Source organism: Viridibacillus sp. d25.2 (assembly GCF_055456015.2).
Map to the genome: position 1 here is coordinate 14,841 of NZ_CM196652.1, position 23,928 is coordinate 38,768.

Below are 23,928 nucleotides of genomic sequence, written 5' to 3' on the forward strand. Positions count from 1 at the left end.
GAATGCGTAAAAAATCTATTTCTCCTTCAATTCAATACATATTACTTCGTTAATTGTGAACAATAATTGAAAGCAATACGGAGAAAGTGAGGAATTAAAATGGCCAAAAGGATCATCTTTTCATTTTGCTTCATTGTTTTCTTGGCTGGTTGTTCTGCTAACCAACAAAATACGCAGTCCTATGATGAAGTAAAAAAAATTATGCTCGATGCACTGCAATCTGAAGATGGTAAAAAGGCAATACGACAGCTTCTTGAAGATAACAGTTTCCGGGATTTACTTATATTAGAGAACGCAGAGGTAAAAAAGGCAATCGAAGAAACCTTACTATCCAAAAAAGCTGAAGCTTATTGGAAAAAGCAGTTTGAAGATCCAAAATTCCGCGAAACATTTGCAAAAAGCATAAAAAAGGAACAAGAGGGCGTTATGAAGGACTTAATTAAAGATGCTTCATTCCAAAAAGACCTTGAACAATTTTTTGGTCAGCCTGATATGCAAAAACAACTTGAGAAGATTTTAAAATCAGCAAATTCGAAAGAAAATCTAGAAAAAATTATTGCGGAAACGATTGAAAGTCCGCTTCTACAAGAAAAGTGGCTAAAACTCATTCAATCTGCTGGTGAAGCAGCTGGTGGTGAAGAGAACTCCAAGGGTGGCAAGAGTAGCGACGAGTCCGGCGGAGGGAAAAAGAAAGAAGGACAATAATAACCAACATAGAAAAAGAAGCGAGTACCTTATAAAAGGTACCCGCTTCTTTTTATGATTACTTCTCTTCTAACTTTCCAATTACGTTGCGTGCGATATCAAGATAAATTTGACCTGTAGAGTGATTTTTTGCATAAACAGATGGTGCGAAATCTACGTCATTCCAATCAGGTTGACCTAAAGGAATTTGACCAAGTAATTCTGTTCGAAGTTCTTCAGCTAATTTAGGACCGCCGCCTTCGCCGAAAACAAATTCTCGTTCGCCAGATACTTTTGATTGGAACCAAGACATATTTTCAATAACACCAAGGATGTTATGATCTGTTTTAATTGCCATTGCGCCTGCTCGAGCTGCTACGAATGCAGCAGTCGGGTGCGGCGTTGTCACAACGATTTCATTTGATTCAGGTAGCATTTGGTGAATATCAAGTGCAATATCCCCTGTACCTGGAGGTAAGTCCAATAGTAAATAGTCAAGCTCGCCCCATTCTACGTCGCGGAAGAATTGGTCTAACACTTTTCCAAGCATTGGTCCGCGCCATACCACTGGTGCGTTATCTTCAACAAAGAAGCCCATAGAAATCATTTTTACACCTAAGCGATCAACAGGAATAATACGATTTTCTTCTACCACTGGCATTGTTTGTACACCCATCATATCAGGTACACTAAAGCCATAGATATCAGCATCAATTAGGCCGACCTTTTTGCCAAGACGCGCAAGAGCTACAGCAAGGTTAACAGATACTGTTGATTTACCTACGCCACCTTTACCTGAAGCTATTGAAATGAATTTCACATTATTAAGTGGCGATAATACATCTTGTGCCTCCGCTCTTGTAGCTGTACCACGGAATTGCTCTAAAGTTTCTTGTGGAAGTTCTTCAAATCGAATGCCTACTGTTTCTACTCCAGCATTTTTCAAAGCATCTACAACTTGCATTTGTAATTGCATTTGTTCTGGTGTACCAGTTTTAGCAATTGCTACTTTCACACTTACATGATTTTTTTCTTCTTTTATTGATATATTCGTAATACCGTTTGTTTCTGCTAATGTTTTATGTAAAAAAGGATCTTTTAGCTCTCCGACTAATTCACGGACTTGTTGTTCATTAATCACAATAGACACTCCTCTAGTAAATATCTTTTTTCGAATTTTAGTATATCACAAAGGGTATAGATTAGGTTTAAGAGTTGCCTTATTCAATATTGATCTCAAAATATTGTTCAATCCCTTGAACAATTGCATCTGCCATTTGATCTTGGTATTTCGGTGATGTAAGTAATTTTCTTTCTTCTGGATTGCTTATAAAGCCTGTCTCTATTAGTGCAGAAGGCATCGTTGCTTTTTTCAATAAATACACTTGCTTAATAGACAATGCTTCTCGTTTTGTATTCTTCAAATTCTCTCGTATAGATGATTGAATTTCTTTTGCCAAAAACTCACCACCAGGATGTCCATTTTGATGATAGAATACCTGAGCACCTCTCCATTTCGTTTCAGGAATTGCATTTGCATGAATACTTATAAAGAGATCTGGTTTTTGTTCGGCTACAAGTCGCTCTCTTAAGAAAATATCTTCTTTTTTACGCTCTCTTAATGTGTTATAGGTTTGATCAGAGGCATGTTCAGCAATAACATCATCATTTTTAGTACGCGTCATAAATACCGTCGCACCTTTTTTCTTCAGCTTCTGCTCTACCTTTTGTGAAATGGCAAGTGTGATATCTTTTTCAATAATATCCGCTGTAGATGCACCCCCATCGATCCCACCATGTCCAGCATCTACTACTATTTTCACTCCGCCAAGTGTTTCTGAAATGAAAAACCCTCGATCCGATGCTTTTACTCCATATACAACAAATAGTATACAACAAAGTAAAATTGTCCCTAAAATAAGCCACCGCTTCAAATAACGACACCGCCCTTTTGCATTAATATATGCTATATGCTTGGACGATATGTCGTAATGATTAGCTTATATAAAATCATTTATACTAATACCTTATAATTTCTTTTTTAAAAAAACCGCACCATAAAAATGGGACGGTTTGAATTCGCATACACGAATGATTAACGTTTTGAGAAATATACTTATAAATTTTAAGTATCCTTCTTGAAGTATGTAACCCATTATTATAGTAATCAAATCCCAAATAAAATTTAAAATTGTATTCACGTTTATTACTGCTTTTAATCGTCTTGTTACTTTTTGTATCCGTTACATTCACAAAGACTTATTATAGATAATCTATTGAGTAAAAAATTAATATTACCCCAACTATACACATAATCCAGGATACGGCAGAACTTGAACTGCTTGATATTTTATTCCGAAGATTAACTAAGGTAGGGTTTATCAACTTTCCAAACAATTTATATCCTAAAAATATAAACAAAGCTGGTAGAACCATAATAATATTGTATGCTGCTATAATTGGAAGCCACTGATAAAAAGGTATATCTATTGTCGTTAATAAGCCAACAGCGGCAAAATACGGGAAAGCCATGCCTGCCTCAATGATAAAAGTCGTAACACCAATAATAATAATTGAGAATATGCTTTGAGTTTTAGGCTTTGGAATATTACTTTTTTTATTTGCAGGGATAAAAAAGCTAGCAGTAAATAATATTCCACCTATTATAAAGATTACCCAGCTAAATATTTTATTTTGAAAAATGTTCGAGAATGCTTCCATAATAAAATTTAGGCCTAACATCATGATAATACCTAATGAAAAATATAGTAGCACAACCGTAAAAAGATATGTTAATAATCTTGATGTTAAATTTTTTTTGTCTGTTAAAACGAGAAATAAAGTAACACCAATAATTGTAGGGCTTAATGCATCTAAAAGAGCTAAGCCACCTAAATAAACTAATATACCTGTTCCCATCTTTCCCTCCACATGAACAATTAAGTTCAAATAACTATGATTTATTATCGAGATAATATATATATGCCTTTTCCATAAAGTTAAGGATTTCCTGATCAATTGGATATAAATTATATTTTTTGGATTCCTCAGGTGACATTCTAATGTCCCAAAGTTTATCTAAAAAAGCATCTTCGCCATTATAGTCTTCACCTTTTTTTACATCCATTCTCTTAATGATATTTTGTATTCTTGTATTACTATAACCAAGGTACATATATTTTTTTAATTGCCCTACTAAAGCAATCCACTCTAAAGAGTCTGGATCGCTACTCCCCATCTTTGGAAGTTTCCCTAGTAATTCCGTGTTTTTAAGATTTAATTTATCTCGATTATTATTTAACACTTCTTTAGAATCCTTATTATTATATAAATCCATGATTTTTTTAATCCTAAATTCTTCTCCATCAATCGCTATACCGTTTATTAGTTCCCTTAAACTAATTTCTATCTTTGAAAGACGGTCCTTTTCACTTATAACATAAGATAATTGTTTCATTAGACTATTGGACCAATCCCATTCTTCGGACTCTAACATAATTTTAATCTCATTCAATTGAAATCCTATAGTTTTTAAGAATTGTATTTGCTGAAGTTTCTTCAATTCAGCGTTTGAGTATAATCGATGACCTCCTTCAGTTTTTGATACAGGTTTCAGAAGTCCAATTTTGTCATAATATCTAAAGGTTCTAACTGATACACCGCTCAGTTTTTTAAATTCGTTAATATGAAACAAGCTAACCCTACTTTCTTATTCATTTGTATTATTAAAAAACATAGTTTTTAATACGTAACCAATTCCTAATCCAATTAGTACCCCTGGAAAAGCATTATCAAAAAATAAACCGACTCCTGCTCCAATAATAACGCAAGCATAAATAATAACATCGTCTTTCTTCATAATAGGATTCTCCTTTTAAATTAGAGTTAAAGTAAAAGCTCTAATAACAGTATAGAAGATGACGCAAGGTCACTTTCAAGTAATTTAAACATCTTGTTGCATAAAATTTGAAACTGACTTTACGTCATCTAATATAATCACGTTTAAGGAGTGAGGAAAATGTTTAAACAAACAACCATTAGTTTACTTTTATTACTAATTACGCGAAGAGGAAGTCGTCGTAAATAAAGAATCCATAGAAGATATTGAGGAGATTATCATAAACTTCGCAAGTACAGATGTTGTGTTTTCTCCAAGCGAAACAAATGAAATAGAAGCAAATTTAACGGTTCACGATGACGGGCCGGGTGTAATATTAGAGAAATCTTCGAAACAGTTATCGATTGAGTTAGGTACTGATATTACACGATTGTTTAACCTTAGTAAAAAACCGACTTTAGAAGTAAAAGTACCTAAGCAATTCAAACGGAAAATAATTCTTGATGGATCTTCTGGTAATGTTACTGGAAAGGAATTAATTCAAAATAACATTGAAATACGCTCAAGCAGCGGTAATGTTAAACTTCATTTTATAGAATTGAATAATGATGTAAAGGTAACAACCACAAGTGGTAAAGTATCAGTGGATTTTGATGAAGAACGGCCTAATTTAGAATTAGATATCAATACAAACAGTGGTAGACAATCAATTGACTTAACTCTTCATGATAATTCAAAGACAAAAAAGAGGATACAGGGTTTTTCAGGTAATGGTGATCATAAGATGCAAATTGTAACAAAGTCAGGAAATATAGATTTGAATTAATAAAGGATAGACAAATTTAAATATGCTATGCCATTTCATGGTCTGAGAGATACACACCCACCATTTTTATTTGCTCAAGATATAGATATTGCTTATGTTTCCAAACGGCTAGGTCATATAAATATTCAAACCACACAAAATTATTATCTGGAATTAACGCCCCAAAAAAGCACCAGCAAGATGCTGATGCTTTTTTCCTGTTAAGCTCTTTATGAAGTTCAAGCTGATTTGAACCAACTGAAACCAAAAAACCTTTGTAAACGTTGATGCAAAAAGGAATTGATTAACGCTTTGAGAATTGAGGTGCACGACGAAAGGTCCAAATGAGGTTGGGCCATGCAAGATTAGAGACAACCATGAATATTTAAACTCATATTACTAAAGAAGAAACGGGTCAAACTCCAAATTTATTGATAGATTATATGCAAAATGGAGATAATAAAAACTCAGGTGGTCAAAAGTACAAAATGAACATAAAAAAGCACCTTCCAAAAATATTGGAAAGTGCTTTGAAGTACGGACGAATTAACGTTTTGAGAATTGAGGTGCACGACGAGCGCCGCGAAGACCTGGCTTCTTACGTTCTTTCATACGTGGGTCACGAGTAAGTAGACCTGCTGATTTAAGTGCTGGACGGAAATCAGGATCAACTGTTAGTAATGCACGTGCAATACCGTGGCGGATTGCGCCAGCTTGACCTGTATATCCACCACCATTCACGTTAACGTGAATGTCGTAGCTTCCAACTGTTTCAGTTGCTACTAATGGTTGTTTAATAATTTCGCGTAAAGCAGCGAATGGGACGTAGTTTTCAACGTCGCGATTGTTAATAACGATATTTCCTTCGCCTGGTACTAAACGTACGCGAGCTACAGAACTTTTACGACGACCTGTGCCGATATATTGAACTTGTGCCAAGGGTATTTCCTCCTCTAATAATTATCCGCGAAGCTCATATGCTTCTGGTTTTTGTGCTGCGTGTGGGTGTTCTGCTCCAGCGTATACGTGAAGTTTAGTGAACATTTGACGACCTAAAGAGTTTTTAGGAAGCATCCCTTTGATAGCTAATTCTAGCATTTGTTTTGGATATTTTTCTTTCATCTCACCTGCAGTACGAGTTTTTAAACCACCTGCAAATTGAGTGTGACGGTAATAAATTTTATCTTGTAATTTTTTACCTGTTAATTCGATTTTACCAGCGTTGATAAGGATTACGTGATCCCCAGTGTCAACGTTTGGTGTGAAAATTGCTTTATGTTTACCGCGTAAGATAGCAGCTACTTCAGAAGCTAAACGACCAAGAGTTTTGCCTTCTGCATCAACTACTAACCATTTACGCTCTACTTCGTGACCTTTAGCCATGAATGTTGTACGCATGTTAGTATCCTCCTACTAATTGTTTCTATTTTCTGTTCCAATTGTTTTCTTTATCCACAACACTATAAGATTCGGGGCTTATCGAGTGGGGTAATGAAAATACCATATGTCATAATATAACGAATAACAACTTTTGTCAAGGGCTTAACCAAAAACACCTGGAGATGTTGCTTCAGTCGCTATAGAACACAGATTCTAAGTACAATCCGTGTGGTGGCGCCGTTTTACCGGCATTCCCTCGATTCATTGAAGCAATAATTAAGGCGAGCTCATCAGCTTGGCGTTTACCAATTCCGACTTCCCATAAAGTACCTGCAATAATTCGCACCATATTATACAAAAAGCCATTTCCTTGGATTGTCATATGCAATTCCTCACCATGCCATTCAAAGTCCAACTTTGCAACAGTACGCACTTTATCTTTCACACTTGTATTGGCTGCACAAAAGCATGAAAAATCATGTGTCCCCAGAATATACTGTGCTGCTTCTTGCATTGCCATAACATTTGGCTTTACACCATTGGTAGGTGTCGCATAAAAACGTCTAAAAGGGCTCTGTATGGCTTCACAAGACCAGATATAGCGATACCGCTTACCATGTACGCTAAACCTTGCGTGAAAGTCACCAGACACCTCTTCTATTTGAACAATTCGGATGTCTCTCGGTAATTGAACGTTTAATGCTTGTGCATAACGATCAAGAGGAATGGACAGTGTAGTGTCAAAATGGATGACTTGGCCAGTTGCATGCACTTTAGCATCTGTTCTTCCACTTGCTGTCACCTGGACAATCTCATTTTTATGCATGACGGTAAGCACTTTCTGAAGCTCTTCTTGCACAGTACGTTTCTCCGGTTGCACTTGGTAACCAGAGAAATTCGTTCCATCATATGTGATTGTAGCTTTCATTCTTCTTTTCATCGTTATGCAATCTCCTCATTCATTAACTACGAAGGGTTATTAATAATGCTGTCATGGCTACAAGTAACAGGATCGCTAATGTATCCTTACTATCCCACTTCAATTGGCGATAGCGTGTGCGGCCTTCTCCGCCACGATAACCACGTACTTCCATTGCCGTCGCCAAATCCTCAGCACGTTTAAATGCGCTGACGAAGAGCGGTACTAGCAGTGGTACAACAGCTTTTACGCGTTCTTTGATTGGTCCTGTACTAAGATCTGACCCACGTGCCATTTGAGCCTTCATAATCTTATCAGTTTCATCCATTAGTGTTGGAATGAAACGAAGTGATATTGACATCATTAGTGCTAACTCATGCACAGGCAATTTTAATTTTTTGAATGGATTTAAAAGCACTTCTAAACCATCTGTAATCGAAATAGGTGAAGTTGTTAATGTCAAAATTGATGTCATAAATACTAATACTAAAAATCTAATAGAAATGAAAATACCCTGTTTCAAACCTTCTTCATATATACTGATAAACTTCCAATGATAAAGTAAATTTCCTTCTTTAGTAAAGAAAATATGAAGTAAGAATGTAAATGCCATTAAGATAATAACCGGCTTCAAGCCATTTATTAAAAAGTATAATTTAATCCGCGAAACAAAAGTAACAAGTAATGTAAACACAAGCAGCGCTGCATATGTCACAGGGTTGTTAGCTAAAAACACGATAATGATAAATGCAAATACAAATAAAAGTTTCGAGCGGGGATCTAATTTATGCACGAAAGATTCCCCTGGCATAAAGCGGCCAAAAATCATTTTCTCCATCATTGACCCGCACGCTCCTCTCTAACAGCTACCGCAATCGCAGAAGCAAGCTCTTCTTCCGTTAGACAAAGCGTTGGTAACTTGCAGCCCATCTTCTCTTCAAACGCTCTCTGAAAGCGTACAATACGCGGAGGCTCTAATCGATACTTTGCCAATTGCTCAGCATTACCGAAGATTTCTTCCGGACTCCCTGTTAATACGCATTTGCCTTCATGCATAATCGCAATTCGATCTGCATACCGTGCCGCATCTTCCATACTATGTGTCACAAGAATTGTTGTTAAATTCTTTTCCTTGTGTAATTGTAGGAATAAATCCATAATTTCTTTACGACCTCGCGGATCAAGTCCAGCTGTTGGCTCATCAAGGACAATTACCTCTGGTTCCATAGCGAGCACTCCTGCAATAGCAACACGTCGCATTTGACCACCCGATAAATCAAAGGGTGACTTATCAAGTACCGTATGTGGTAAACCCACGAGCTCGATTAGTTGCTGCGCACGTTTTATAGCTTCATCTTCAGAGACACCAAAATTCATAGGACCAAAAATAATATCTTTTAAAACCGTTTCTTCAAATAACTGATGTTCGGGAAATTGAAATACAATCCCTACTTTTTGACGAACCGGTTTTAAATCCTTCACCTTTTTACCAGCTGTAATAGTTCTGTCCCCAATTTGTATAGTACCTTCTGTAGGTTTTAAAAGTGCATTTAAATGCTGTAAAATTGTAGACTTCCCTGAACCTGTATGACCTATAATTGCTTGATAGCTACCTGAAGGAATAGCCAATTCAACATCAAATAACGCTCTATTTTCAAAAGGCGTCCCTTGTGCATAAGCATAACTTACTTTTTGAAGTTGGATTTCCATAAGTCATTCACCAGCTCTTCTTCTGTCATGTGCTCGCTTAGAAGCTTCACACCATTTTCATTCAAAAGCTTTGTTAGCTTCATAGCAAATGGTAGATCTAATCCAAGCTCTACTAATTGGTCGCCTAAAGCGAAAATTTCAGATGGTGTTCCTTCAGCAAATTTCTTGCCACCATTCATAAATAACATACGGTCAGCTAAAATAGCTTCTTCTAGATCATGCGTAATTGATAGGACAGTTAATCCTGTCTCCTCACGTAATGCTTGTACAGTAGCAAGTACTTCGGCACGCCCTTGAGGATCTAACATTGATGTCGCTTCATCCAAAATCAGTAATCTCGGTTTTAGTGCTAGAGCACCTGCAATAGCTACACGTTGCTTTTGCCCTCCTGATAAGTGCTGTGGCTCATGATTTAAAAATTGATCCATCTTTACTTGTTTCAGTGCTTCCTGTACACGTTCTACCATATCTTTATATGGTATTCCATTATTCTCAAGTGCGAATGCAACATCATCCTGTACTGTCGCTCCTACAAACTGATTATCAGGGTTTTGAAACACCATACCCATTTGAGACCTTATATCCCATAGATTTTCTTCTGTTAATGACTCATTCATAACCTTAATCGTTCCTTCTTGTGGAAACAATAAGCCATTCATAAGGCGCGCGATAGTTGATTTGCCAGATCCGTTATGGCCAACGATTGCTATCCATTCTCCTTCTTGGACAGTAAATGACACGTCTTCAACCGCGTTCTTAATATCCGGGTCATCCGGGGAATATGTAAATGTTATGTGATCCAGTGATAAGATTTCATCCATTTGCTCAAAACTCCTCTCGCTCAACTTCGCTCTGCTGTTCTTTCTAACTTACACTGTTTAATGTATTAATACTACCTGAAAAGATTCTATATTAGAAAAATACGACTTTTGCTCAATATGGCGAAAGTCGATTCTCTTCATTGCTAATATTTAGTGGACAGGAGCAAGTGCTCTTCCAAATTAAATAAAAAAGCGCGCACCCCATTCAGAGAAATGCGCTTTGTTTCGTATCTCCGTTCTTAAAGTTGCTCAGACTTTAAGAGTGAATGAGGTGCGTAGAGCTAAACGAGACGGCACTTATGTCCGCTCATCATAACACTCTGCTTTTAAATTTGTCGTATAAATCTTAATTCTAATTTTTAAAAAAAGAGGGTGCAGTTCAAATAGCTATGAACCAAACACCCTCCTCCGCATCGTATGATTAAACTAGTTCAATCACAACTACAGGCGCACCGTCACCGCGGCGAGGTCCCATTTTCATAATGCGTGTATAACCGCCTTGGCGTTCAGCGTAGCGTGGTGCTACATCATCGAACAATTTTTGCAAAGCGTAAACTGTTGATTCATTGCCTTCAGCGTCAGTTGTAGTAGCTAATTCACGACGAATAAATGTAGCTGCTTGACGACGAGCATGCAAGTCTCCGCGTTTGCCTAAAGTAATCATTTTCTCAACAACCGAACGTAATTCTTTAGCACGAGTTTCTGTTGTTTCAATGCGCTCATTGATGATTAAGTCAGTCGCTAAATCGCGTAACATCGCTTTACGTTGAGAACTTGTACGTCCAAGTTTTCTGTAACCCATGGATGTTTCCCTCCTTTGTTCAATAACTGATCAGTCTTTTATATAAAAGTTCGCTTAGTCTTCTTCGCGTAACCCTAAACCAAGCTCTTCTAACTTCGCTTTTACTTCTTCTAATGATTTACGTCCTAGGTTACGAACTTTCATCATGTCGTCCTCAGACTTGTTAGCAAGTTCAAGAACAGTGTTGATACCTGCTCGTTTTAAACAGTTGTAAGAACGAACCGAAAGATCAAGCTCTTCGATAGTCATCTCTAAGACTTTTTCTTTTTGGTCTTCTTCTTTTTCAACCATGATTTCAGCAGTTTGTGCCTCGTCTGTTAAACCAACGAAGATATTTAAGTGCTCGGTTAATATTTTTGCTCCGAGCGAAATCGCCTCTTTAGGACCGATGCTACCATCTGTCCATACATCAAGAGAAAGTTTATCGAAATCAGACGATTGTCCAACACGAGTATTTTCTACTTGGAAGTTGACGCGTGAAACTGGAGTGTAAATAGAGTCGATCGGGATCACGCCAATTGGAAGATCCTCGCGTTTGTTTTGATCAGCAGGAGTGTAACCACGTCCACGTTGCGCATACATACGCATACGAAGATGACCATTTTTAGCAATAGTTGCAATATATAGATCTGGGTTTAACACTTCAACGTCACTGTCATGCGTAATATCCGCAGCAGTTACTACTCCGTCACCTTTGAAATCTATTTCAATGACTTTTTCTTCATCAGAATAGATTTTTAAAGCTAGCTTTTTAATGTTCAAAATAATTGATGCAACATCTTCTACAACGCCCTCAATAGTAGAGAATTCGTGTAGTACGCCGTCAATTTGGATTGAAGTAACAGCAGCTCCTGGTAAAGAAGACAGAAGGATACGACGTAAAGAATTTCCCAAAGTGTTTCCATATCCACGTTCAAGTGGTTCTACAACAAACTTGCCGTATTTGGCATCATCGCTGATCTCAACGGTTTCAATCTTTGGTTTTTCAATTTCGATCATTCAAATTTACCCTCCTTCAAAACATCGAATGTATGATTTTTATTTCCTACATAAAATCGAATGTCTAATCAATCATGTGTTTGCACAATTCAGTTTGTACAAGAAATGAGATTCTCAATCAATAGATTGAGATTCATCAATTATACACGACGACGTTTTGGTGGGCGGCAACCGTTATGTGGAACTGGAGTTACATCTTTAATTGCTGTAACGTCTAAACCTGCAGCTTGAAGCGCACGAATAGCAGCTTCACGACCTGCACCAGGACCCTTAACAGTTACTTCTAAAGTTTTTAAACCATGCTCGATTGATGTTTTAGCAGCAGTTTCAGCAGCCATTTGTGCAGCAAAAGGAGTTGATTTACGAGAACCACGGAATCCTAGAGCACCTGCACTTGACCAAGAAACAGCGTTACCTTGCATGTCAGTGATGGTTACAATTGTATTATTAAATGTAGAACGGATGTGAGCAATACCAGATTCGATATTCTTTTTCACACGACGTTTACGAGATTGTTGTTTACGTGCCATGTTAAGAAGAAACCTCCTTTACCGATTATTTTTTCTTGTTCGCTACAGTTTTACGAGGACCTTTACGCGTACGCGCATTGTTCTTCGTATTTTGACCGCGAACAGGTAAACCGCGACGGTGACGGATACCACGGAAAGATCCGATTTCCATCAAACGTTTGATGTTTAGAGAGATCTCACGACGAAGATCACCTTCTAATTTATATGTGTCTAATTGTTCACGAATTTTGTTAAGTTCGTCTTCAGTAAGATCGCGAACTCGAGTACTTTCAGAAACACCTGCACCAGCAAGAACTTGCTTAGCAGTAGTGTTACCTACTCCGTAAATGTAAGTTAATGAAATTACAACGCGTTTGTCGCGAGGAATGTCAACACCAGCAATACGTGCCATATACGTTGTGCACCTCCTTCAAATTAACCTTGTTTTTGTTTGTGTTTAGGATTTTCACAGATTACCATTACTTTACCGCGTCGGCGAATAACTTTACATTTTTCGCAGATCGGTTTCACAGATGGTCTCACTTTCATCTAACCTAACCTCCTTAGTGGTCCGGAGTGCAAAAGATTATTTAAAACGGTATGTGATACGACCGCGAGTTAAGTCATATGGAGATAACTCAATTGTTACTTTATCTCCAGGCAAGATGCGAATAAAGTGCATACGAATTTTGCCCGATACATGAGCAAGAACTGTATGACCATTTTCTAATTCTACCTTAAACATCGCGTTTGGCAAAGTCTCAACAACTGTGCCTTCGATTTCAATTACATCGTCTTTCGCCATCGACCCTGTCTCCCTTCTATATGCAATTCAGGTTCCCATCTTCAAATCAAACGGAATTTGCTTCAAGTGTCTTTCTTTCTTGAAAGAAGCGACTCGTCTCAACATATGTTTGGATTGTATGAGAGATGTTCGAAAGACGCTCATCAGGTTTCGCTTCTTACAACCCATGGAATTGACTTCCCGTTTGAACCCTGTTTCCCTCATGTCAACACGCCCATACGGAATTGCCTTGGATAAGATCCTTCCATACCCGTTTACATAGATGCTTCCACGAAACCCATTATACCCTTTCAGAACTAGGATTGCATCAAGGACAAAGGGTATCCTATATACAGATACATCTAATTCATCAGTGCATAGACCGGGCACAATATGCTTTTGCAGCTCTCGAAAATACATTTCCGTTGCTACCGCATACTCCCCGCGGAGGCAGTTATCTGCACCCGGGATTCGGGTATTAGTTGCGGCTGCCCTGTAATAGAGCATCTACGTCAGCAAATACATCAGAGATATCTTGCTGTCCGTTGATATTTGTTAACACATCTTTAGCTTGATAAAAATCAAGTAAAGGTTGCGTTTGTTTGATATTTATTTCCAGACGGTTAGTAACCGTTTCTGGATTATCGTCTGCTCTTTGATAAAGTTCTCCTCCGTCTTTATCACAAATGCCTTCCTCTTTTGGAGGATTAAACACTAAGTGATAAGCAGAGCCACATACTTTACAGATACGACGACCTGTTAAACGTTTAATCAATTCTTCTTGTTCTACTTGAATATTTACTACATACTCTATCTTCTTACCGAAATCAGATAAAATATTATCTAATGATTCAGCTTGTTCAATAGTACGTGGGAAACCATCTAATAGGAAGCCTTGATCACAATCAGGTTGGCTTAAGCGTTCGCGAACGATACCAATCGTCACTTCATCAGGTACAAGAGCACCTTTATCAATAAACGATTTCGCTAAAAGACCTAATTCCGTACCACCTTTAATAGCTGCACGGAACATATCGCCTGTAGAAATATGAGGGATTGCGTACTTCTCAACAATTTTATCTGCTTGAGTGCCTTTACCAGCACCAGGCAAACCCATCAAAACGATATTCATACAGAGAGAGCCCCCTCAAGTTATTGTGAAGGTTTAAGGAACGAAAACCGTCCCTAAAAACCAACATTATTTCATGAAACCTTTGTAGTGACGCTTCACAAGTTGTGATTCTAATTGTTTCATCGTTTCCAGTGCAACACCAACAACGATTAGTAAACTAGTACCGCCAATTTGTGCCGATTCTGGAAGCTTCGCAACATTAATGAAAATGATCGGAAGGATCGCAACAAGCGACAAGAAGATCGCACCTACAAACGTTAAGCGATATAAAACAGTTGTTAGATAATCTTGAGTGCTTTTACCTGGGCGAATACCCGGGATATAGGCACCCTGTTTCTTCAGGTTATCTGCAACTTTTTCAGGATTCACTTGAACGAACGCATAGAAATATGCAAACGCTACAATTAACGCTACATACATCATCATCCCAACTGGTTGAGAATAATTAAACGTTGTTTCAATGAACCGAGTTGCTTTATTATCTCCAAAGAAAGTCGCAATTGTTCTAGGCGTTACAATAAACGCAACAGCGAAGATTACTGGGATAACCCCAGCTGCATTTACTTTCAATGGTAAATGAGATTGTTGTGCACCTCTTTGAGCACCAGCACGTTTTGCATATTGAATAGGAATTTTACGCAAAGCTTGTTGAACGTAAATAACACCTACTACAATAACAAGAGCGGCCAATACAATAAGAGCCATCACGATAATACGGATGAACAATTGCTCTCCCGCATTTTCGAATTGCGAAGCATAAATTTGATTCACACTGTTTGGCAATGCAGCTACGATACCTGCGAAGATGATAATGGAAATACCATTTCCGACACCTTTTTCAGTAATTTGCTCACCTAACCAAAGTAAAAATGCAGTACCAGCAGTTAACACAATCGCAATTGTTAAGTACGTCATAACACCCTCGTCTTTAATCAATGAACCGCCATACATACGGTTGAAACCGTAAGACATTGCGATTGATTGAATAAATGCAAGAATAATTGCGAAGTAACGTGTAAATTGAGCGATTTTACGTCGACCAACTTCACCTTGTTTTGACCACTCGGTGAACTTTTGGACAACATCCATTTGCAATAGCTGAACTATAATTGAAGCCGTAATGTATGGCATTATACCCATAGCAAAAATCGAGAAGTTTTTCAAAGCTCCTCCACCAAATGTATTTAAGAAACCAACTAAACTATTTTGATCAGTGGCTTTTAATACATTAGCGTCGACGTTTGGTACTGGTATAAACGTTCCAAGACGGAATACGACCAACATCAAAAGAGTGAAAATGATTTTATTTCTAATATCTCTCACGCGCATAAAGTTAGAGATTGTTTGAAACATTAAATCACCTCGATTTGTCCGCCGGCATTCTCAATTGCTTTTTTAGCAGAAGCTGAGAATTTATGAGCTTTAACAGTAAGCTTTTTCTCAACAGTTCCATTGCCTAGAACTTTGATTCCAGCTTTCTCGTTGCTCACAACACCAGTTTCAATTAATAAAGCTGGTGTTACTTCTGTGCCGTCTTCAAAACGATTTAAAGCGTCAAGGTTTACGATAGCGTATTCTTTACGATTAATGTTCGTAAATCCACGTTTAGGTAAACGACGGAACAATGGGTTTTGACCGCCTTCAAATCCTGGACGAACGCCGCCGCCAGAACGAGCTTTTTGACCTTTATGACCTCTACCAGAAGTTTTACCGTTACCAGAACCGATACCACGACCTACGCGGTTACGTTCTTTACGTGAACCTAAAGCTGGTTCTAACTCATGAAGTTTCATTTGGGTGGCACCTCCTTGTTATTGATTTTTGAATTAAATCTCTGTAACAGTAACTAAGTGTGCTACTTTTGTGATCGCACCGCGAACAGCCACGTTATCTGGATGTTCAACAGTATGATTTACTTTACGTAAGCCAAGCGCTTCGATTGTTTTACGTTGAGCAGGTTTAGTACCGATTAAACTTTTAGTAAGGGTAATTTGTAGTTTAGTTGACATATTATTTCCCCCCTTAACCTAATAGTTCTTCTACTGATTTACCGCGAAGTTTTGCAACTTCTTCAGCATGTTTAAGTTCAGATAAACCTCTAACAGTAGCGCGAACCATGTTAATTGGCGTATTTGAACCAAGTGATTTTGAAAGAATATCAGTGATACCAGCAAGCTCTAATACAGCACGAACTGGTCCACCAGCGATAACTCCTGTACCAGGAGCAGCAGGTTTAATCATGATGTTACCTGCACCGAAGCGGCCCATGATTAAGTGTGGTGTTGTACCACCAACACGTGGAACTTCGATCAAGTTTTTCTTCGCATCTTCTACTGCTTTGCGAATTGCATCAGGTACTTCCTGAGCTTTACCTGTACCGAAACCAACATGGCCGTTACGGTCTCCAACCACTACTAGTGCAGTGAAGCGGAAACGACGTCCACCTTTAACAACCTTAGCAACGCGGTTGATCGTAACAACGCGTTCTTCAAGTTCTAGTTTGTTTGCGTCAATGCGACTCATGAAATGTGTACCTCCTTCTTATTAAAATTCTAAACCATTAGCACGTGCAGCTTCAGCTAAAGCTTTTACACGTCCATGATATAAGTAACCACCACGGTCAAATACAACAGCTTTGATGTTTTTTTCCGCAGCGCCTTTAGCGATAGTTTCACCGATTTTTGTAGCAGCTTCTAAGTTACCAGCAGTTCCTTCAAACTCTTTATCCATAGTTGAAGCACTTACTAGTGTTAGGCCTTTAGAATCATCGATAATTTGTGCGTAAATGTGTTTGTTTGAACGGAATACGTTTAAACGTGGACATTCAGCAGTACCAGTAATTTTAGAACGCACGCGCGCATGACGTTTTTTACGAACTTGATTTTTATCTTGTTTCGTAATCACAGAGGTCACTCCTTTCTAATGCTTTAAGCAGCATTATTTACCTGTTTTACCTTCTTTACGACGAACGAATTCGCCTTCATAACGGATACCTTTACCTTTATAAGGTTCTGGTGGACGCACTTGACGGATGTTTGAAGCAAGAGCTCCAACACGTTCTTTGCTAATCCCTTTAATGACAACTTTAGTGTTTGAAGGAACTTCAATAGTTACTCCTTCTTCAGGTGTGAACTCAACTGGGTGTGAGTAACCTACGTTCAATACAAGTTTAGTTCCTTGTAATTGAGCACGGTAACCTACACCAACTAATTCAAGTGCACGTTCAAATCCTTCAGAAACACCAGTAATCATGTTTGCTAAAAGAGCACGAGTTGTACCATGGTTAGTACGGTGGTCTTTTGATTCAGAAGGACGAGATACAGTGATCACGTTACCTTCTTGTTCAATTTTCATATCTTTGTTAAAAGAGCGAACAAGTTCACCTTTTGGTCCTTTAACAGTTACTGTGTTATCAGCAGCGATAGTTACAGTTACTGTTGCAGGTACCTCGATTGGTTTTTTACCTACGCGAGACATTAATGTTGCACCTCCATTCTTTTGTTGCTAATTACCAAACGTAAGCTAAGATTTCTCCGCCAACTTGTTTAGCGCGAGCTTCTTTATCAGTTAATAAACCGTTTGAAGTTGAAACTAAAGCGATTCCTAGTCCGTTCAACACTTTAGGTACTTCGTTAGTTTTCGCGTAAACGCGTAAACCTGGTTTAGAAATACGTTTTAATCCTGTAATAACACGTTCGTTTTCTTGGCCGTATTTTAAGAAGATACGGATGATACCTTGTTTGTCATCTTCTACATACTCAACGTCACGTACAAAACCTTCACGCTTAAGAATTTCAGCGATCTCTTTTTTGATGTTAGAAGCCGGAACCTCTAATTTCTCGTGACGGACCATGTTAGCGTTACGAATGCGTGTAAGCATATCTGCAATCGGATCTGTCATTGTCATTACATTTACCTCCTTCCCAAATTAGGGGATTACCAGCTGGCTTTTTTCACGCCAGGAATTTGTCCCTTATATGCAAGTTCTCGGAAACAAATACGGCAAAGTTTAAATTTGCGGTATACAGAGTGTGGACGCCCACAGCGTTCACAACGAGTGTATTCTTGCACTTTAAACTTTTGCGTGCGTTGTTGTTTAACGATCATTGATTTTTTAGCCACGTTTTCGCCCTCCTTGTTTTATTACTTTTGGAACGGCATACCGAATTGAGTTAGTAACTCGCGAGCTTCTTCATCAGAGTTCGCAGTAGTTACGATAACGATATCCATACCGCGTACTTTAGAAACTTTATCGTAGTCGATTTCTGGGAAGATTAATTGCTCTTTAACACCAAGAGTATAGTTACCGCGACCGTCAAATGCTTTTTTAGAAACACCACGGAAGTCACGTACACGTGGAAGAGAAACAGCGATTAGTTTATCCAAGAATTCATACATACGCTCACCGCGTAATGTAACTTTCGCACCGATTGGCATTCCTTCACGAAGACGGAAACCTGCGATAGATTTTTTAGCTTTAGTTACAACAGGTTTTTGACCTGTGATTAATGCTAATTCTTCAACAGCTGAGTCAAGAACTTTAGAGTTTTGAACTGCGTCACCAACACCCATGTTAATAACGATTTTGTCAACTTTAGGAACTTGCATAACTGATGTATATTCAAACTTGCTCATAAGAGCAGGTGAAACTTCGTTTACAAATTTTTCTTTTAGGCGGCTCATGTGTTTGTACCTCCCTTCTCTATAACTTATTTATCGATTACAGCACCTGATTTTTTTGCTACACGAACTTTTTTGCCATCTTCGATTTTATAACCTACGCGAGTCGGCTCGCCAGATTTTGGATCGATTAGCATTACGTTCGAAACGTGAATTGCTGCCTCTTGGCTGACAATTCCACCTTGTGGGTTAACTTGGTTAGGTTTCACGTGTTTTTTGACGATGTTTACACCTTCAACTAGTACACGATCATTTTTAGGGAAAGCAGCAAGAATGATACCTGTTTTGCCTTTTTCTTTACCTGAAATAACCTTTACCTTGTCGCCTTTTTTAACATGCATTCTGTCGCACCTCCTTGATTGGCACTTTCATGAAAATTAAAGAACTTCCGGAGCTAAAGATACGATTTTCATGTAGCTGTTGTCACGTAGTTCACGTGCTACAGGTCCGAAAATACGAGTTCCGCGTGGTGATTTGTCATCTTTGATGATTACACATGCGTTTTCATCGAATTTGATGTAAGTACCGTCTTTACGACGAACGCCGCTTTTCGTACGAACGATTACAGCTTTTACTACTTCACCCTTCTTGACAACGCCACCTGGTGTTGCTTTCTTGACAGTACATACGATTACATCGCCGATGTTCGCTGTTTTACGGCCAGAACCACCAAGTACTTTGATAGTTAATACTTCTTTCGCACCTGAGTTGTCAGCAACTTTTAAACGGGTTTCTTGTTGGATCACTTAGGTTACCTCCCTTCGGACGTTGTTAGTTCCGAAATTTAATTAGATAATAACCGCTTTTTCTACTACTTCAATCAAACGGAAACGTTTAGTAGCTGATAGCGGACGAGTTTCCATAATGCGGACGATATCTCCAACTTTTGCTTCGTTGTTTTCATCATGCGCCTTGAATTTCTTAGAGTATTTTACACGTTTGCCATAAAGCTTGTGCTTTTTGTGTGTTTCGATTAAAACTGAGATAGTTTTATCCATTTTATCTGAAACTACACGGCCAGTGTAAACTTTGCGTTGGTTACGCTCAGTCATGCTGCAAACCTCCTTTATCAGTTATTTGCACTGATTTCTCTTTCACGAATCACAGTTTTCATACGCGCAATTGCTTTGCGTACTTCGCGGATGCGAGCTGTGTTTTCTAATTGACCAGTCGCCAATTGGAAGCGAAGGTTAAAAAGCTCTTCTTTCAGTGATTTTACTTTAGTTTCGATCTCTGCTGTTGTAAGTTCACGGATTTCATTAGCTTTCATTAGATTCACCACCAATTTCTTCACGTTTAACGATCTTACATTTCACAGGAAGTTTATGAGATGCTAAACGAAGTGCTTCACGAGAGATTTCCTCAGAAACGCCTCCGATTTCGAACATAATTTTTCCTGGTTTAACTACTGCTACCCATCCCTCAGGAGCACCTTTACCTGAACCCATACGAACTTCTAGAGGCTTTTTCGTATATGGTTTATGTGGGAAGATTTTAATCCAAACTTTACCGCCACGTTTCATGTAACGAGTCATCGCGATACGAGCAGATTCGATTTGACGGTTAGTGATCCAGCTAGCTTCAGTTGCTTGTAAACCGAATTCGCCGAATGCAATTTCTTTACCGCCTTTCGCTTCTCCACGCATTTTTCCGCGGTGTACACGACGGTATTTTACGCGTTTTGGCAATAACATATTATTTGCCTCCTTCCTCAGAGTTCTTCTTCACTGGAAGGACTTCACCGCGGTAAATCCATACTTTAACACCTAATTTACCATAAGTAGTGTCAGCTTCTGCATGAGCATAATCAATGTCAGCACGAAGAGTATGAAGCGGAACAGTTCCTTCACTATAATGTTCAGCACGCGCGATATCAGCGCCGCCTAGACGACCAGATACTTGAGTTTTAATCCCTTTAGCGCCTGCACGCATTGTGCGTTGAATAGTTTGTTTTTGTGCACGACGGAATGATACACGGCCTTCTAATTGGCGAGCAATGTTTTCTGCTACCAATTTAGCGTCAAGATCTGCACGTTTGATTTCAACAATATTGATGTGAACGCGTTTACCAGTGATTTTGCCAAGGTTTTTACGAAGTGATTCCACTTCAGTACCGCCCTTACCAATTACCATACCTGGCTTCGCAGTGTGAATTGTAATATTAACACGGTTTGCAGCGCGTTCGATTTCTACTTTAGAAACTGAAGCTTCTTTTAAGCTTGTTTCAATGTATTTACGTACTTTAATGTCTTCATGAAGTAAAGTAGCGTACTCTTTTTCAGCGTACCATCTAGATTCCCAATCACGAATGACACCAACACGTAATCCTATTGGATGTACTTTTTGACCCACGTATTATCCCTCCTTCTTCTCAGATACCACTAGAGTAATGTGGCTTGTACGTTTGTTAATTGCGCTTGCACGTCCTTGTGCGCGTGGACGGAAACGTTTTAACGTTGGACCTTCATCAACGAATACTTCTGAAATAACTAAGTTATTTACATCTAAATCATAGTTATGTTCAGCATTTGCAACTGCAGATTTTAGTACTTTTTCAACTACAGGAGACGCTGCTCTTGGAGTGTGACGTAAAATTGCAACCGCTTCGCCAATTTGCTTGCCTCGGATTAAATCAACCACTAAGCGGACTTTACGAGGAGCAATGCGAACTGTGCGAGCAATAGCTTTAGCTTCTTGCATCAGGATTTACCTCCCCTCATATTAGCGTACTGATGTTTTCTTATCATCTGCACCATGACCTTTATATGTGCGTGTTGGTGCGAACTCACCTAGTTTATGACCTACCATATCTTCAGTCACGTATACAGGAACATGTTTACGTCCATCATATACAGCGATAGTTAGTCCGATAAAGTTCGGGAAGATTGTAGAACGGCGAGACCAAGTCTTGATAACTTGTTTTTTCTCAGAAGCCTCTTGTGCTTCCACTTTTTTCATTAAGTGGTCATCGACAAAAGGTCCTTTTTTCAAGCTGCGACCCATATTGGAGCCTCCCTCCGTGATCCCACTACGGTTCTTTCAACGAACCGCAGTCTAATCACTTTATTTTTTACGACGACGAATGATAAGTTTGTCGGATTTGTTTTTCTTGTTACGAGTTTTGTAACCAAGAGCTGGTTTACCCCATGGAGTCATAGGTGATTTACGTCCGATTGGAGAACGTCCTTCACCACCACCGTGTGGGTGATCGTTCGGGTTCATTACAGATCCACGTACAGTTGGGCGTTTGCCTAACCAACGAGTACGACCTGCTTTACCGATGTTGATTAATTCGTGTTGTTCGTTACCAACTTGACCGATTGTAGCACGGCAAGTAGCAAGGATCATGCGAACTTCACCAGATTGAAGACGAACTATTACGTACTTACCCTCTTTACCAAGGACTTGAGCTGATGTACCAGCAGAACGTACTAATTGTCCACCTTTACCAGGTTTCATTTCGATGTTATGGATTGTAGTACCCATTGGGATATTTTCAAGTGGTAACGCGTTACCTACTTTAATATCAACATCTGCACCTGAAATAATTGTCATTCCTACAACTAGACCTTTAGGTGCTAGGATGTAGCGTTTTTCACCATCTGCATAATTAATTAATGCGATGTTTGCAGAACGGTTTGGATCATATTCGATAGTAGCAACGCGTCCTGGAATGCCATCTTTCAAACGTTTGAAATCGATGACACGGTATTGGCGTTTATGTCCACCACCATTATGACGAACAGTGATTTTACCTTGGTTGTTACGACCAGCTTTGCGTTTAGTCGGCTCTAACAATGATTTCTCAGGCTTGTTAGTTGTGATTTCAGCAAAGTCAGATGACGTCATGTTACGACGACCATTTGAGGTAGGCTTATACTTTTTAATCGCCATTTGAGTTCCCTCCTTCTTTATTGTTCAATAATGAACGAAAATTACATTTCGAATAATTCGATTTCGTTGCCAGCAACTAATTTAACAATTGCTTTACGGCGTTTGTTTGTGTAACCACCGAATTTACCAACGCGTTTGTATTTACCTTTGTAGTTCATGATGTTTACTTTCTCAACTTTAACACCAAAGATAGATTCAACTGCATCTTTAACTTCAGTTTTGTTGGCACGAGTGTCAACTTCAAATGTATATTTGTTTTCTGCCATTAGTTCTGAAGAACGCTCAGTAATGACAGGACGTTTTAAAATATCACGTGCTTCCATTAACCAAGCACCTCCTCAACTTTTTCTACAGCAGCTTTAGTGAAAACTACTTTTTCGTGACCTAAAAGATCAAGTACGTTGATACCAGCAGCTGGTACAACAGTAACGCCTTGGATGTTACGAGCAGATAATGCTACGTTTTCATCTAAATTAGCAGTTACGAATAATGCTTTAGATTCGATTGAAAGATCTTTAAGAACTTTTACGAAATCTTTAGTTTTTGGTGCGTCTAGTTTAAGAGTGTCTAGTACTAAGAAATTAGTTTCTAATACTTTAGCAGATAAAGCTGATTTAAGTGCTAAACGACGAACTTTTTTCGGTAGTTTGTAGCTGTAGCTACGAGGTACTGGACCGAATACTACACCACCACCACGCCATTGTGGAGAGCGGATAGAACCTTGACGAGCACGGCCTGTTCCTTTTTGCTTCCATGGTTTACGACCACCACCAGCAACTTCAGAACGGTTTTTAACTTTGTGGTTACCTTGACGTAATGAAGCGCGTTGAGCGATTACTGCGTCGAATAACACGTTTTGGTTTGGTTCGATTCCGAAGATTGCATCGTTTAATTCGATTTCACCAACAGAAGAACCCGTTTGACTAAGCAAAGATACTTTTGTCATTCCTGTTTCCTCCTTTCTTCGGTAA

40 protein-coding genes are annotated in these 23,928 nt (G+C 38.7%); 2 read left to right on the plus strand and 38 right to left on the minus strand.

All coding sequences use genetic code 11. From position 1 onward, the window contains the following. Window positions 1–99 precede the first annotated feature (99 nt). Window positions 100–705 (plus strand): spore germination lipoprotein GerD, encoded by a 606-nt coding sequence (gene gerD, locus ACZLO7_RS00055; RefSeq protein ID WP_464939366.1) that lies wholly within the window; start codon window positions 100–102, stop codon window positions 703–705. A gap of 58 nt (window positions 706–763) precedes the next feature. Here the strand turns inward: gerD and salA are convergent, their stop codons facing one another. The 5 genes from salA to ACZLO7_RS00080 form a co-directional block, all read right to left on the minus strand. Then, window positions 764–1,825: an iron-sulfur carrier protein/transcriptional regulator SalA gene (gene salA, locus ACZLO7_RS00060; RefSeq protein ID WP_464939367.1), complete on the minus strand. Its 1,062-nt coding sequence runs from the start codon at window positions 1,823–1,825 to the stop codon at window positions 764–766. Between the two features lie 79 nt (window positions 1,826–1,904). Beyond that, on the minus strand, window positions 1,905–2,618 hold the full coding sequence (locus ACZLO7_RS00065; protein WP_427752614.1) for an N-acetylmuramoyl-L-alanine amidase: 714 nt from the start codon (window positions 2,616–2,618) through the stop codon (window positions 1,905–1,907). Window positions 2,619–2,946: 328 nt separating this feature from the next. Next, window positions 2,947–3,603 (minus strand): GAP family protein, encoded by a 657-nt coding sequence (locus ACZLO7_RS00070; protein ID WP_464939368.1) that lies wholly within the window; start codon window positions 3,601–3,603, stop codon window positions 2,947–2,949. 34 nt (window positions 3,604–3,637) lie between these two features. Further along, a complete protein-coding gene (locus ACZLO7_RS00075; RefSeq protein WP_464939369.1) occupies window positions 3,638–4,378 on the minus strand; it encodes a MerR family transcriptional regulator in 741 nt (246 codons plus the stop codon). A gap of 15 nt (window positions 4,379–4,393) precedes the next feature. Further along, entirely contained in the window at window positions 4,394–4,543 is a 150-nt protein-coding gene (locus ACZLO7_RS00080) for a hypothetical protein (protein WP_464939370.1), read from the minus strand. Between the two features lie 256 nt (window positions 4,544–4,799). Here ACZLO7_RS00080 and ACZLO7_RS00085 point away from each other — a divergent pair, with 256 nt between their 5' ends. Next, window positions 4,800–5,348: a DUF4097 family beta strand repeat-containing protein gene (locus ACZLO7_RS00085; RefSeq protein ID WP_464939439.1), complete on the plus strand. Its 549-nt coding sequence runs from the start codon at window positions 4,800–4,802 to the stop codon at window positions 5,346–5,348. 525 nt (window positions 5,349–5,873) lie between these two features. On the opposite strand, the gene rpsI is transcribed toward ACZLO7_RS00085, so the two are convergent. From rpsI to rplD, 33 genes are all read right to left on the minus strand, one after another. Continuing rightward, a complete protein-coding gene (gene rpsI / locus ACZLO7_RS00090; RefSeq protein ID WP_038179136.1) occupies window positions 5,874–6,266 on the minus strand; it encodes a 30S ribosomal protein S9 in 393 nt (130 codons plus the stop codon). 21 nt (window positions 6,267–6,287) lie between these two features. Then, window positions 6,288–6,725 carry a 50S ribosomal protein L13 gene (gene rplM, locus ACZLO7_RS00095; RefSeq protein WP_038179134.1) on the minus strand — a complete coding sequence of 146 codons (438 nt, stop codon included), beginning with the start codon at window positions 6,723–6,725 and terminating at the stop codon, window positions 6,288–6,290. A gap of 172 nt (window positions 6,726–6,897) precedes the next feature. After that, complete coding sequence (gene truA / locus ACZLO7_RS00100; RefSeq protein WP_464939371.1) at window positions 6,898–7,647, minus strand: tRNA pseudouridine(38-40) synthase TruA; 750 nt, start codon at window positions 7,645–7,647, stop codon at window positions 6,898–6,900. A gap of 22 nt (window positions 7,648–7,669) precedes the next feature. Beyond that, window positions 7,670–8,467, minus strand: a complete 798-nt coding sequence (locus tag ACZLO7_RS00105; protein WP_464939372.1) for an energy-coupling factor transporter transmembrane component T family protein — start codon at window positions 8,465–8,467, stop codon at window positions 7,670–7,672. Beyond that, the gene (locus ACZLO7_RS00110) at window positions 8,464–9,336 is read right to left on the minus strand and encodes an energy-coupling factor ABC transporter ATP-binding protein (protein ID WP_464939373.1); all 873 of its coding nucleotides are present in this window, start codon (window positions 9,334–9,336) and stop codon (window positions 8,464–8,466) included. Before ACZLO7_RS00110 ends, ACZLO7_RS00105 begins: the two co-directional genes overlap by 4 nt. Continuing rightward, window positions 9,312–10,157 (minus strand): energy-coupling factor ABC transporter ATP-binding protein, encoded by an 846-nt coding sequence (locus ACZLO7_RS00115; protein WP_464939374.1) that lies wholly within the window; start codon window positions 10,155–10,157, stop codon window positions 9,312–9,314. The genes ACZLO7_RS00110 and ACZLO7_RS00115 overlap by 25 nt, the downstream gene beginning before the upstream one ends. A gap of 421 nt (window positions 10,158–10,578) precedes the next feature. Continuing rightward, entirely contained in the window at window positions 10,579–10,959 is a 381-nt protein-coding gene (gene rplQ / locus ACZLO7_RS00120; RefSeq protein WP_038179125.1) for a 50S ribosomal protein L17, read from the minus strand. A 54-nt stretch (window positions 10,960–11,013) separates the two neighbouring features. Beyond that, a complete protein-coding gene (locus tag ACZLO7_RS00125; RefSeq protein WP_038179123.1) occupies window positions 11,014–11,958 on the minus strand; it encodes a DNA-directed RNA polymerase subunit alpha in 945 nt (314 codons plus the stop codon). Between the two features lie 140 nt (window positions 11,959–12,098). Then, window positions 12,099–12,488, minus strand: coding sequence for a 30S ribosomal protein S11 (rpsK, locus tag ACZLO7_RS00130; protein ID WP_053418552.1), 390 nt, complete (start codon window positions 12,486–12,488; stop codon window positions 12,099–12,101). 25 nt (window positions 12,489–12,513) lie between these two features. Next, window positions 12,514–12,879 (minus strand): 30S ribosomal protein S13, encoded by a 366-nt coding sequence (gene rpsM, locus ACZLO7_RS00135; RefSeq protein ID WP_038179120.1) that lies wholly within the window; start codon window positions 12,877–12,879, stop codon window positions 12,514–12,516. A gap of 23 nt (window positions 12,880–12,902) precedes the next feature. Continuing rightward, on the minus strand, window positions 12,903–13,016 hold the full coding sequence (gene rpmJ / locus ACZLO7_RS00140) for a 50S ribosomal protein L36 (RefSeq protein ID WP_000868344.1): 114 nt from the start codon (window positions 13,014–13,016) through the stop codon (window positions 12,903–12,905). A 37-nt stretch (window positions 13,017–13,053) separates the two neighbouring features. Further along, window positions 13,054–13,272 (minus strand): translation initiation factor IF-1, encoded by a 219-nt coding sequence (gene infA / locus ACZLO7_RS00145; RefSeq protein ID WP_038179110.1) that lies wholly within the window; start codon window positions 13,270–13,272, stop codon window positions 13,054–13,056. A 457-nt stretch (window positions 13,273–13,729) separates the two neighbouring features. Beyond that, window positions 13,730–14,383, minus strand: a complete 654-nt coding sequence (locus ACZLO7_RS00150; RefSeq protein WP_464939375.1) for an adenylate kinase — start codon at window positions 14,381–14,383, stop codon at window positions 13,730–13,732. A 66-nt stretch (window positions 14,384–14,449) separates the two neighbouring features. Further along, complete coding sequence (gene secY / locus ACZLO7_RS00155; RefSeq protein ID WP_464939376.1) at window positions 14,450–15,736, minus strand: preprotein translocase subunit SecY; 1,287 nt, start codon at window positions 15,734–15,736, stop codon at window positions 14,450–14,452. Next, complete coding sequence (gene rplO / locus ACZLO7_RS00160; protein ID WP_464939377.1) at window positions 15,736–16,176, minus strand: 50S ribosomal protein L15; 441 nt, start codon at window positions 16,174–16,176, stop codon at window positions 15,736–15,738. Before rplO ends, secY begins: the two co-directional genes overlap by 1 nt. A 33-nt stretch (window positions 16,177–16,209) precedes the next feature. Continuing rightward, a complete protein-coding gene (gene rpmD, locus ACZLO7_RS00165; protein WP_038179101.1) occupies window positions 16,210–16,392 on the minus strand; it encodes a 50S ribosomal protein L30 in 183 nt (60 codons plus the stop codon). 13 nt (window positions 16,393–16,405) lie between these two features. Further along, entirely contained in the window at window positions 16,406–16,906 is a 501-nt protein-coding gene (gene rpsE / locus ACZLO7_RS00170) for a 30S ribosomal protein S5 (protein ID WP_038179099.1), read from the minus strand. A gap of 21 nt (window positions 16,907–16,927) precedes the next feature. Beyond that, entirely contained in the window at window positions 16,928–17,287 is a 360-nt protein-coding gene (gene rplR / locus ACZLO7_RS00175; RefSeq protein ID WP_038179097.1) for a 50S ribosomal protein L18, read from the minus strand. Window positions 17,288–17,320: 33 nt separating this feature from the next. Beyond that, window positions 17,321–17,860: a 50S ribosomal protein L6 gene (gene rplF, locus ACZLO7_RS00180; RefSeq protein WP_464939378.1), complete on the minus strand. Its 540-nt coding sequence runs from the start codon at window positions 17,858–17,860 to the stop codon at window positions 17,321–17,323. A gap of 31 nt (window positions 17,861–17,891) precedes the next feature. Beyond that, entirely contained in the window at window positions 17,892–18,290 is a 399-nt protein-coding gene (gene rpsH, locus ACZLO7_RS00185) for a 30S ribosomal protein S8 (RefSeq protein ID WP_038179093.1), read from the minus strand. A 29-nt stretch (window positions 18,291–18,319) separates the two neighbouring features. After that, a complete protein-coding gene (gene rpsN, locus ACZLO7_RS00190; protein ID WP_008406949.1) occupies window positions 18,320–18,505 on the minus strand; it encodes a 30S ribosomal protein S14 in 186 nt (61 codons plus the stop codon). Window positions 18,506–18,526: 21 nt separating this feature from the next. Further along, window positions 18,527–19,066, minus strand: coding sequence for a 50S ribosomal protein L5 (gene rplE / locus ACZLO7_RS00195; protein ID WP_464939379.1), 540 nt, complete (start codon window positions 19,064–19,066; stop codon window positions 18,527–18,529). Between the two features lie 26 nt (window positions 19,067–19,092). Beyond that, a complete protein-coding gene (rplX, locus tag ACZLO7_RS00200; RefSeq protein WP_427752601.1) occupies window positions 19,093–19,404 on the minus strand; it encodes a 50S ribosomal protein L24 in 312 nt (103 codons plus the stop codon). Between the two features lie 36 nt (window positions 19,405–19,440). Further along, window positions 19,441–19,809, minus strand: a complete 369-nt coding sequence (gene rplN / locus ACZLO7_RS00205) for a 50S ribosomal protein L14 (RefSeq protein WP_464939380.1) — start codon at window positions 19,807–19,809, stop codon at window positions 19,441–19,443. 42 nt (window positions 19,810–19,851) lie between these two features. Next, window positions 19,852–20,115, minus strand: a complete 264-nt coding sequence (gene rpsQ / locus ACZLO7_RS00210; RefSeq protein ID WP_427752600.1) for a 30S ribosomal protein S17 — start codon at window positions 20,113–20,115, stop codon at window positions 19,852–19,854. Between the two features lie 17 nt (window positions 20,116–20,132). Continuing rightward, on the minus strand, window positions 20,133–20,333 hold the full coding sequence (rpmC, locus tag ACZLO7_RS00215) for a 50S ribosomal protein L29 (protein ID WP_038179082.1): 201 nt from the start codon (window positions 20,331–20,333) through the stop codon (window positions 20,133–20,135). Further along, a complete protein-coding gene (gene rplP / locus ACZLO7_RS00220) occupies window positions 20,323–20,757 on the minus strand; it encodes a 50S ribosomal protein L16 (RefSeq protein ID WP_427734157.1) in 435 nt (144 codons plus the stop codon). The genes rpmC and rplP overlap by 11 nt, the downstream gene beginning before the upstream one ends. 1 nt (window position 20,758) lies before the next feature. Next, window positions 20,759–21,415 (minus strand): 30S ribosomal protein S3, encoded by a 657-nt coding sequence (gene rpsC, locus ACZLO7_RS00225; protein ID WP_464939381.1) that lies wholly within the window; start codon window positions 21,413–21,415, stop codon window positions 20,759–20,761. A gap of 3 nt (window positions 21,416–21,418) precedes the next feature. Further along, window positions 21,419–21,763 (minus strand): 50S ribosomal protein L22, encoded by a 345-nt coding sequence (gene rplV / locus ACZLO7_RS00230; protein ID WP_038179077.1) that lies wholly within the window; start codon window positions 21,761–21,763, stop codon window positions 21,419–21,421. A gap of 21 nt (window positions 21,764–21,784) precedes the next feature. Continuing rightward, on the minus strand, window positions 21,785–22,066 hold the full coding sequence (gene rpsS / locus ACZLO7_RS00235) for a 30S ribosomal protein S19 (protein WP_038179075.1): 282 nt from the start codon (window positions 22,064–22,066) through the stop codon (window positions 21,785–21,787). A 60-nt stretch (window positions 22,067–22,126) separates the two neighbouring features. Next, entirely contained in the window at window positions 22,127–22,957 is an 831-nt protein-coding gene (gene rplB / locus ACZLO7_RS00240; RefSeq protein ID WP_464939382.1) for a 50S ribosomal protein L2, read from the minus strand. Between the two features lie 41 nt (window positions 22,958–22,998). Then, window positions 22,999–23,280: a 50S ribosomal protein L23 gene (rplW, locus tag ACZLO7_RS00245; RefSeq protein WP_038179071.1), complete on the minus strand. Its 282-nt coding sequence runs from the start codon at window positions 23,278–23,280 to the stop codon at window positions 22,999–23,001. Beyond that, complete coding sequence (rplD, locus tag ACZLO7_RS00250) at window positions 23,280–23,903, minus strand: 50S ribosomal protein L4 (RefSeq protein ID WP_427752596.1); 624 nt, start codon at window positions 23,901–23,903, stop codon at window positions 23,280–23,282. The genes rplW and rplD overlap by 1 nt, the downstream gene beginning before the upstream one ends. Window positions 23,904–23,928: the final 25 nt, after the last annotated feature.

What these genes read in the sequence shown, in the direction of transcription:
- rplE (WP_464939379.1), bottom strand. Translation starts at nt 19,066, where the DNA reads ATGAGCCGCCTAAAAGAAAAATTTGTAAACGAAGTTTCACCTGCTCTT.
- infA (WP_038179110.1), bottom strand. Translation starts at nt 13,272, where the DNA reads ATGGCGAAAGACGATGTAATTGAAATCGAAGGCACAGTTGTTGAGACT.
- ACZLO7_RS00080 (WP_464939370.1), bottom strand. Translation starts at nt 4,543, where the DNA reads ATGAAGAAAGACGATGTTATTATTTATGCTTGCGTTATTATTGGAGCA.
- rplB (WP_464939382.1), bottom strand. Translation starts at nt 22,957, where the DNA reads ATGGCGATTAAAAAGTATAAGCCTACCTCAAATGGTCGTCGTAACATG.
- rpsQ (WP_427752600.1), bottom strand. Translation starts at nt 20,115, where the DNA reads ATGACTGAGCGTAACCAACGCAAAGTTTACACTGGCCGTGTAGTTTCA.
- ACZLO7_RS00070 (WP_464939368.1), bottom strand. Translation starts at nt 3,603, where the DNA reads ATGGGAACAGGTATATTAGTTTATTTAGGTGGCTTAGCTCTTTTAGAT.
- rplP (WP_427734157.1), bottom strand. Translation starts at nt 20,757, where the DNA reads ATGTTATTGCCAAAACGCGTAAAATACCGTCGTGTACACCGCGGAAAA.
- truA (WP_464939371.1), bottom strand. Translation starts at nt 7,647, where the DNA reads ATGAAAAGAAGAATGAAAGCTACAATCACATATGATGGAACGAATTTC.
- gerD (WP_464939366.1), top strand. Translation starts at nt 100, where the DNA reads ATGGCCAAAAGGATCATCTTTTCATTTTGCTTCATTGTTTTCTTGGCT.
- rpmJ (WP_000868344.1), bottom strand. Translation starts at nt 13,016, where the DNA reads ATGAAAGTGAGACCATCTGTGAAACCGATCTGCGAAAAATGTAAAGTT.
- rpsS (WP_038179075.1), bottom strand. Translation starts at nt 22,066, where the DNA reads ATGGGTCGCAGCTTGAAAAAAGGACCTTTTGTCGATGACCACTTAATG.
- rpmC (WP_038179082.1), bottom strand. Translation starts at nt 20,333, where the DNA reads ATGAAAGCTAATGAAATCCGTGAACTTACAACAGCAGAGATCGAAACT.
- rplO (WP_464939377.1), bottom strand. Translation starts at nt 16,176, where the DNA reads ATGAAACTTCATGAGTTAGAACCAGCTTTAGGTTCACGTAAAGAACGT.
- ACZLO7_RS00105 (WP_464939372.1), bottom strand. Translation starts at nt 8,467, where the DNA reads ATGATGGAGAAAATGATTTTTGGCCGCTTTATGCCAGGGGAATCTTTC.
- rplV (WP_038179077.1), bottom strand. Translation starts at nt 21,763, where the DNA reads ATGCAAGAAGCTAAAGCTATTGCTCGCACAGTTCGCATTGCTCCTCGT.
- ACZLO7_RS00150 (WP_464939375.1), bottom strand. Translation starts at nt 14,383, where the DNA reads ATGAATATCGTTTTGATGGGTTTGCCTGGTGCTGGTAAAGGCACTCAA.
- rplW (WP_038179071.1), bottom strand. Translation starts at nt 23,280, where the DNA reads ATGGAAGCACGTGATATTTTAAAACGTCCTGTCATTACTGAGCGTTCT.
- rpsM (WP_038179120.1), bottom strand. Translation starts at nt 12,879, where the DNA reads ATGGCACGTATTGCTGGTGTTGACATTCCTCGCGACAAACGCGTTGTA.
- rpsH (WP_038179093.1), bottom strand. Translation starts at nt 18,290, where the DNA reads ATGACAATGACAGATCCGATTGCAGATATGCTTACACGCATTCGTAAC.
- rplD (WP_427752596.1), bottom strand. Translation starts at nt 23,903, where the DNA reads ATGACAAAAGTATCTTTGCTTAGTCAAACGGGTTCTTCTGTTGGTGAA.
- ACZLO7_RS00115 (WP_464939374.1), bottom strand. Translation starts at nt 10,157, where the DNA reads ATGGATGAAATCTTATCACTGGATCACATAACATTTACATATTCCCCG.
- rpsK (WP_053418552.1), bottom strand. Translation starts at nt 12,488, where the DNA reads ATGGCACGTAAACAACAATCTCGTAAACGTCGTGTGAAAAAGAATATC.
- rplQ (WP_038179125.1), bottom strand. Translation starts at nt 10,959, where the DNA reads ATGGGTTACAGAAAACTTGGACGTACAAGTTCTCAACGTAAAGCGATG.
- rplF (WP_464939378.1), bottom strand. Translation starts at nt 17,860, where the DNA reads ATGTCTCGCGTAGGTAAAAAACCAATCGAGGTACCTGCAACAGTAACT.
- rplX (WP_427752601.1), bottom strand. Translation starts at nt 19,404, where the DNA reads ATGCATGTTAAAAAAGGCGACAAGGTAAAGGTTATTTCAGGTAAAGAA.
- ACZLO7_RS00110 (WP_464939373.1), bottom strand. Translation starts at nt 9,336, where the DNA reads ATGGAAATCCAACTTCAAAAAGTAAGTTATGCTTATGCACAAGGGACG.
- rpsE (WP_038179099.1), bottom strand. Translation starts at nt 16,906, where the DNA reads ATGAGTCGCATTGACGCAAACAAACTAGAACTTGAAGAACGCGTTGTT.
- ACZLO7_RS00125 (WP_038179123.1), bottom strand. Translation starts at nt 11,958, where the DNA reads ATGATCGAAATTGAAAAACCAAAGATTGAAACCGTTGAGATCAGCGAT.
- secY (WP_464939376.1), bottom strand. Translation starts at nt 15,736, where the DNA reads ATGTTTCAAACAATCTCTAACTTTATGCGCGTGAGAGATATTAGAAAT.
- rplM (WP_038179134.1), bottom strand. Translation starts at nt 6,725, where the DNA reads ATGCGTACAACATTCATGGCTAAAGGTCACGAAGTAGAGCGTAAATGG.
- rpmD (WP_038179101.1), bottom strand. Translation starts at nt 16,392, where the DNA reads ATGTCAACTAAACTACAAATTACCCTTACTAAAAGTTTAATCGGTACT.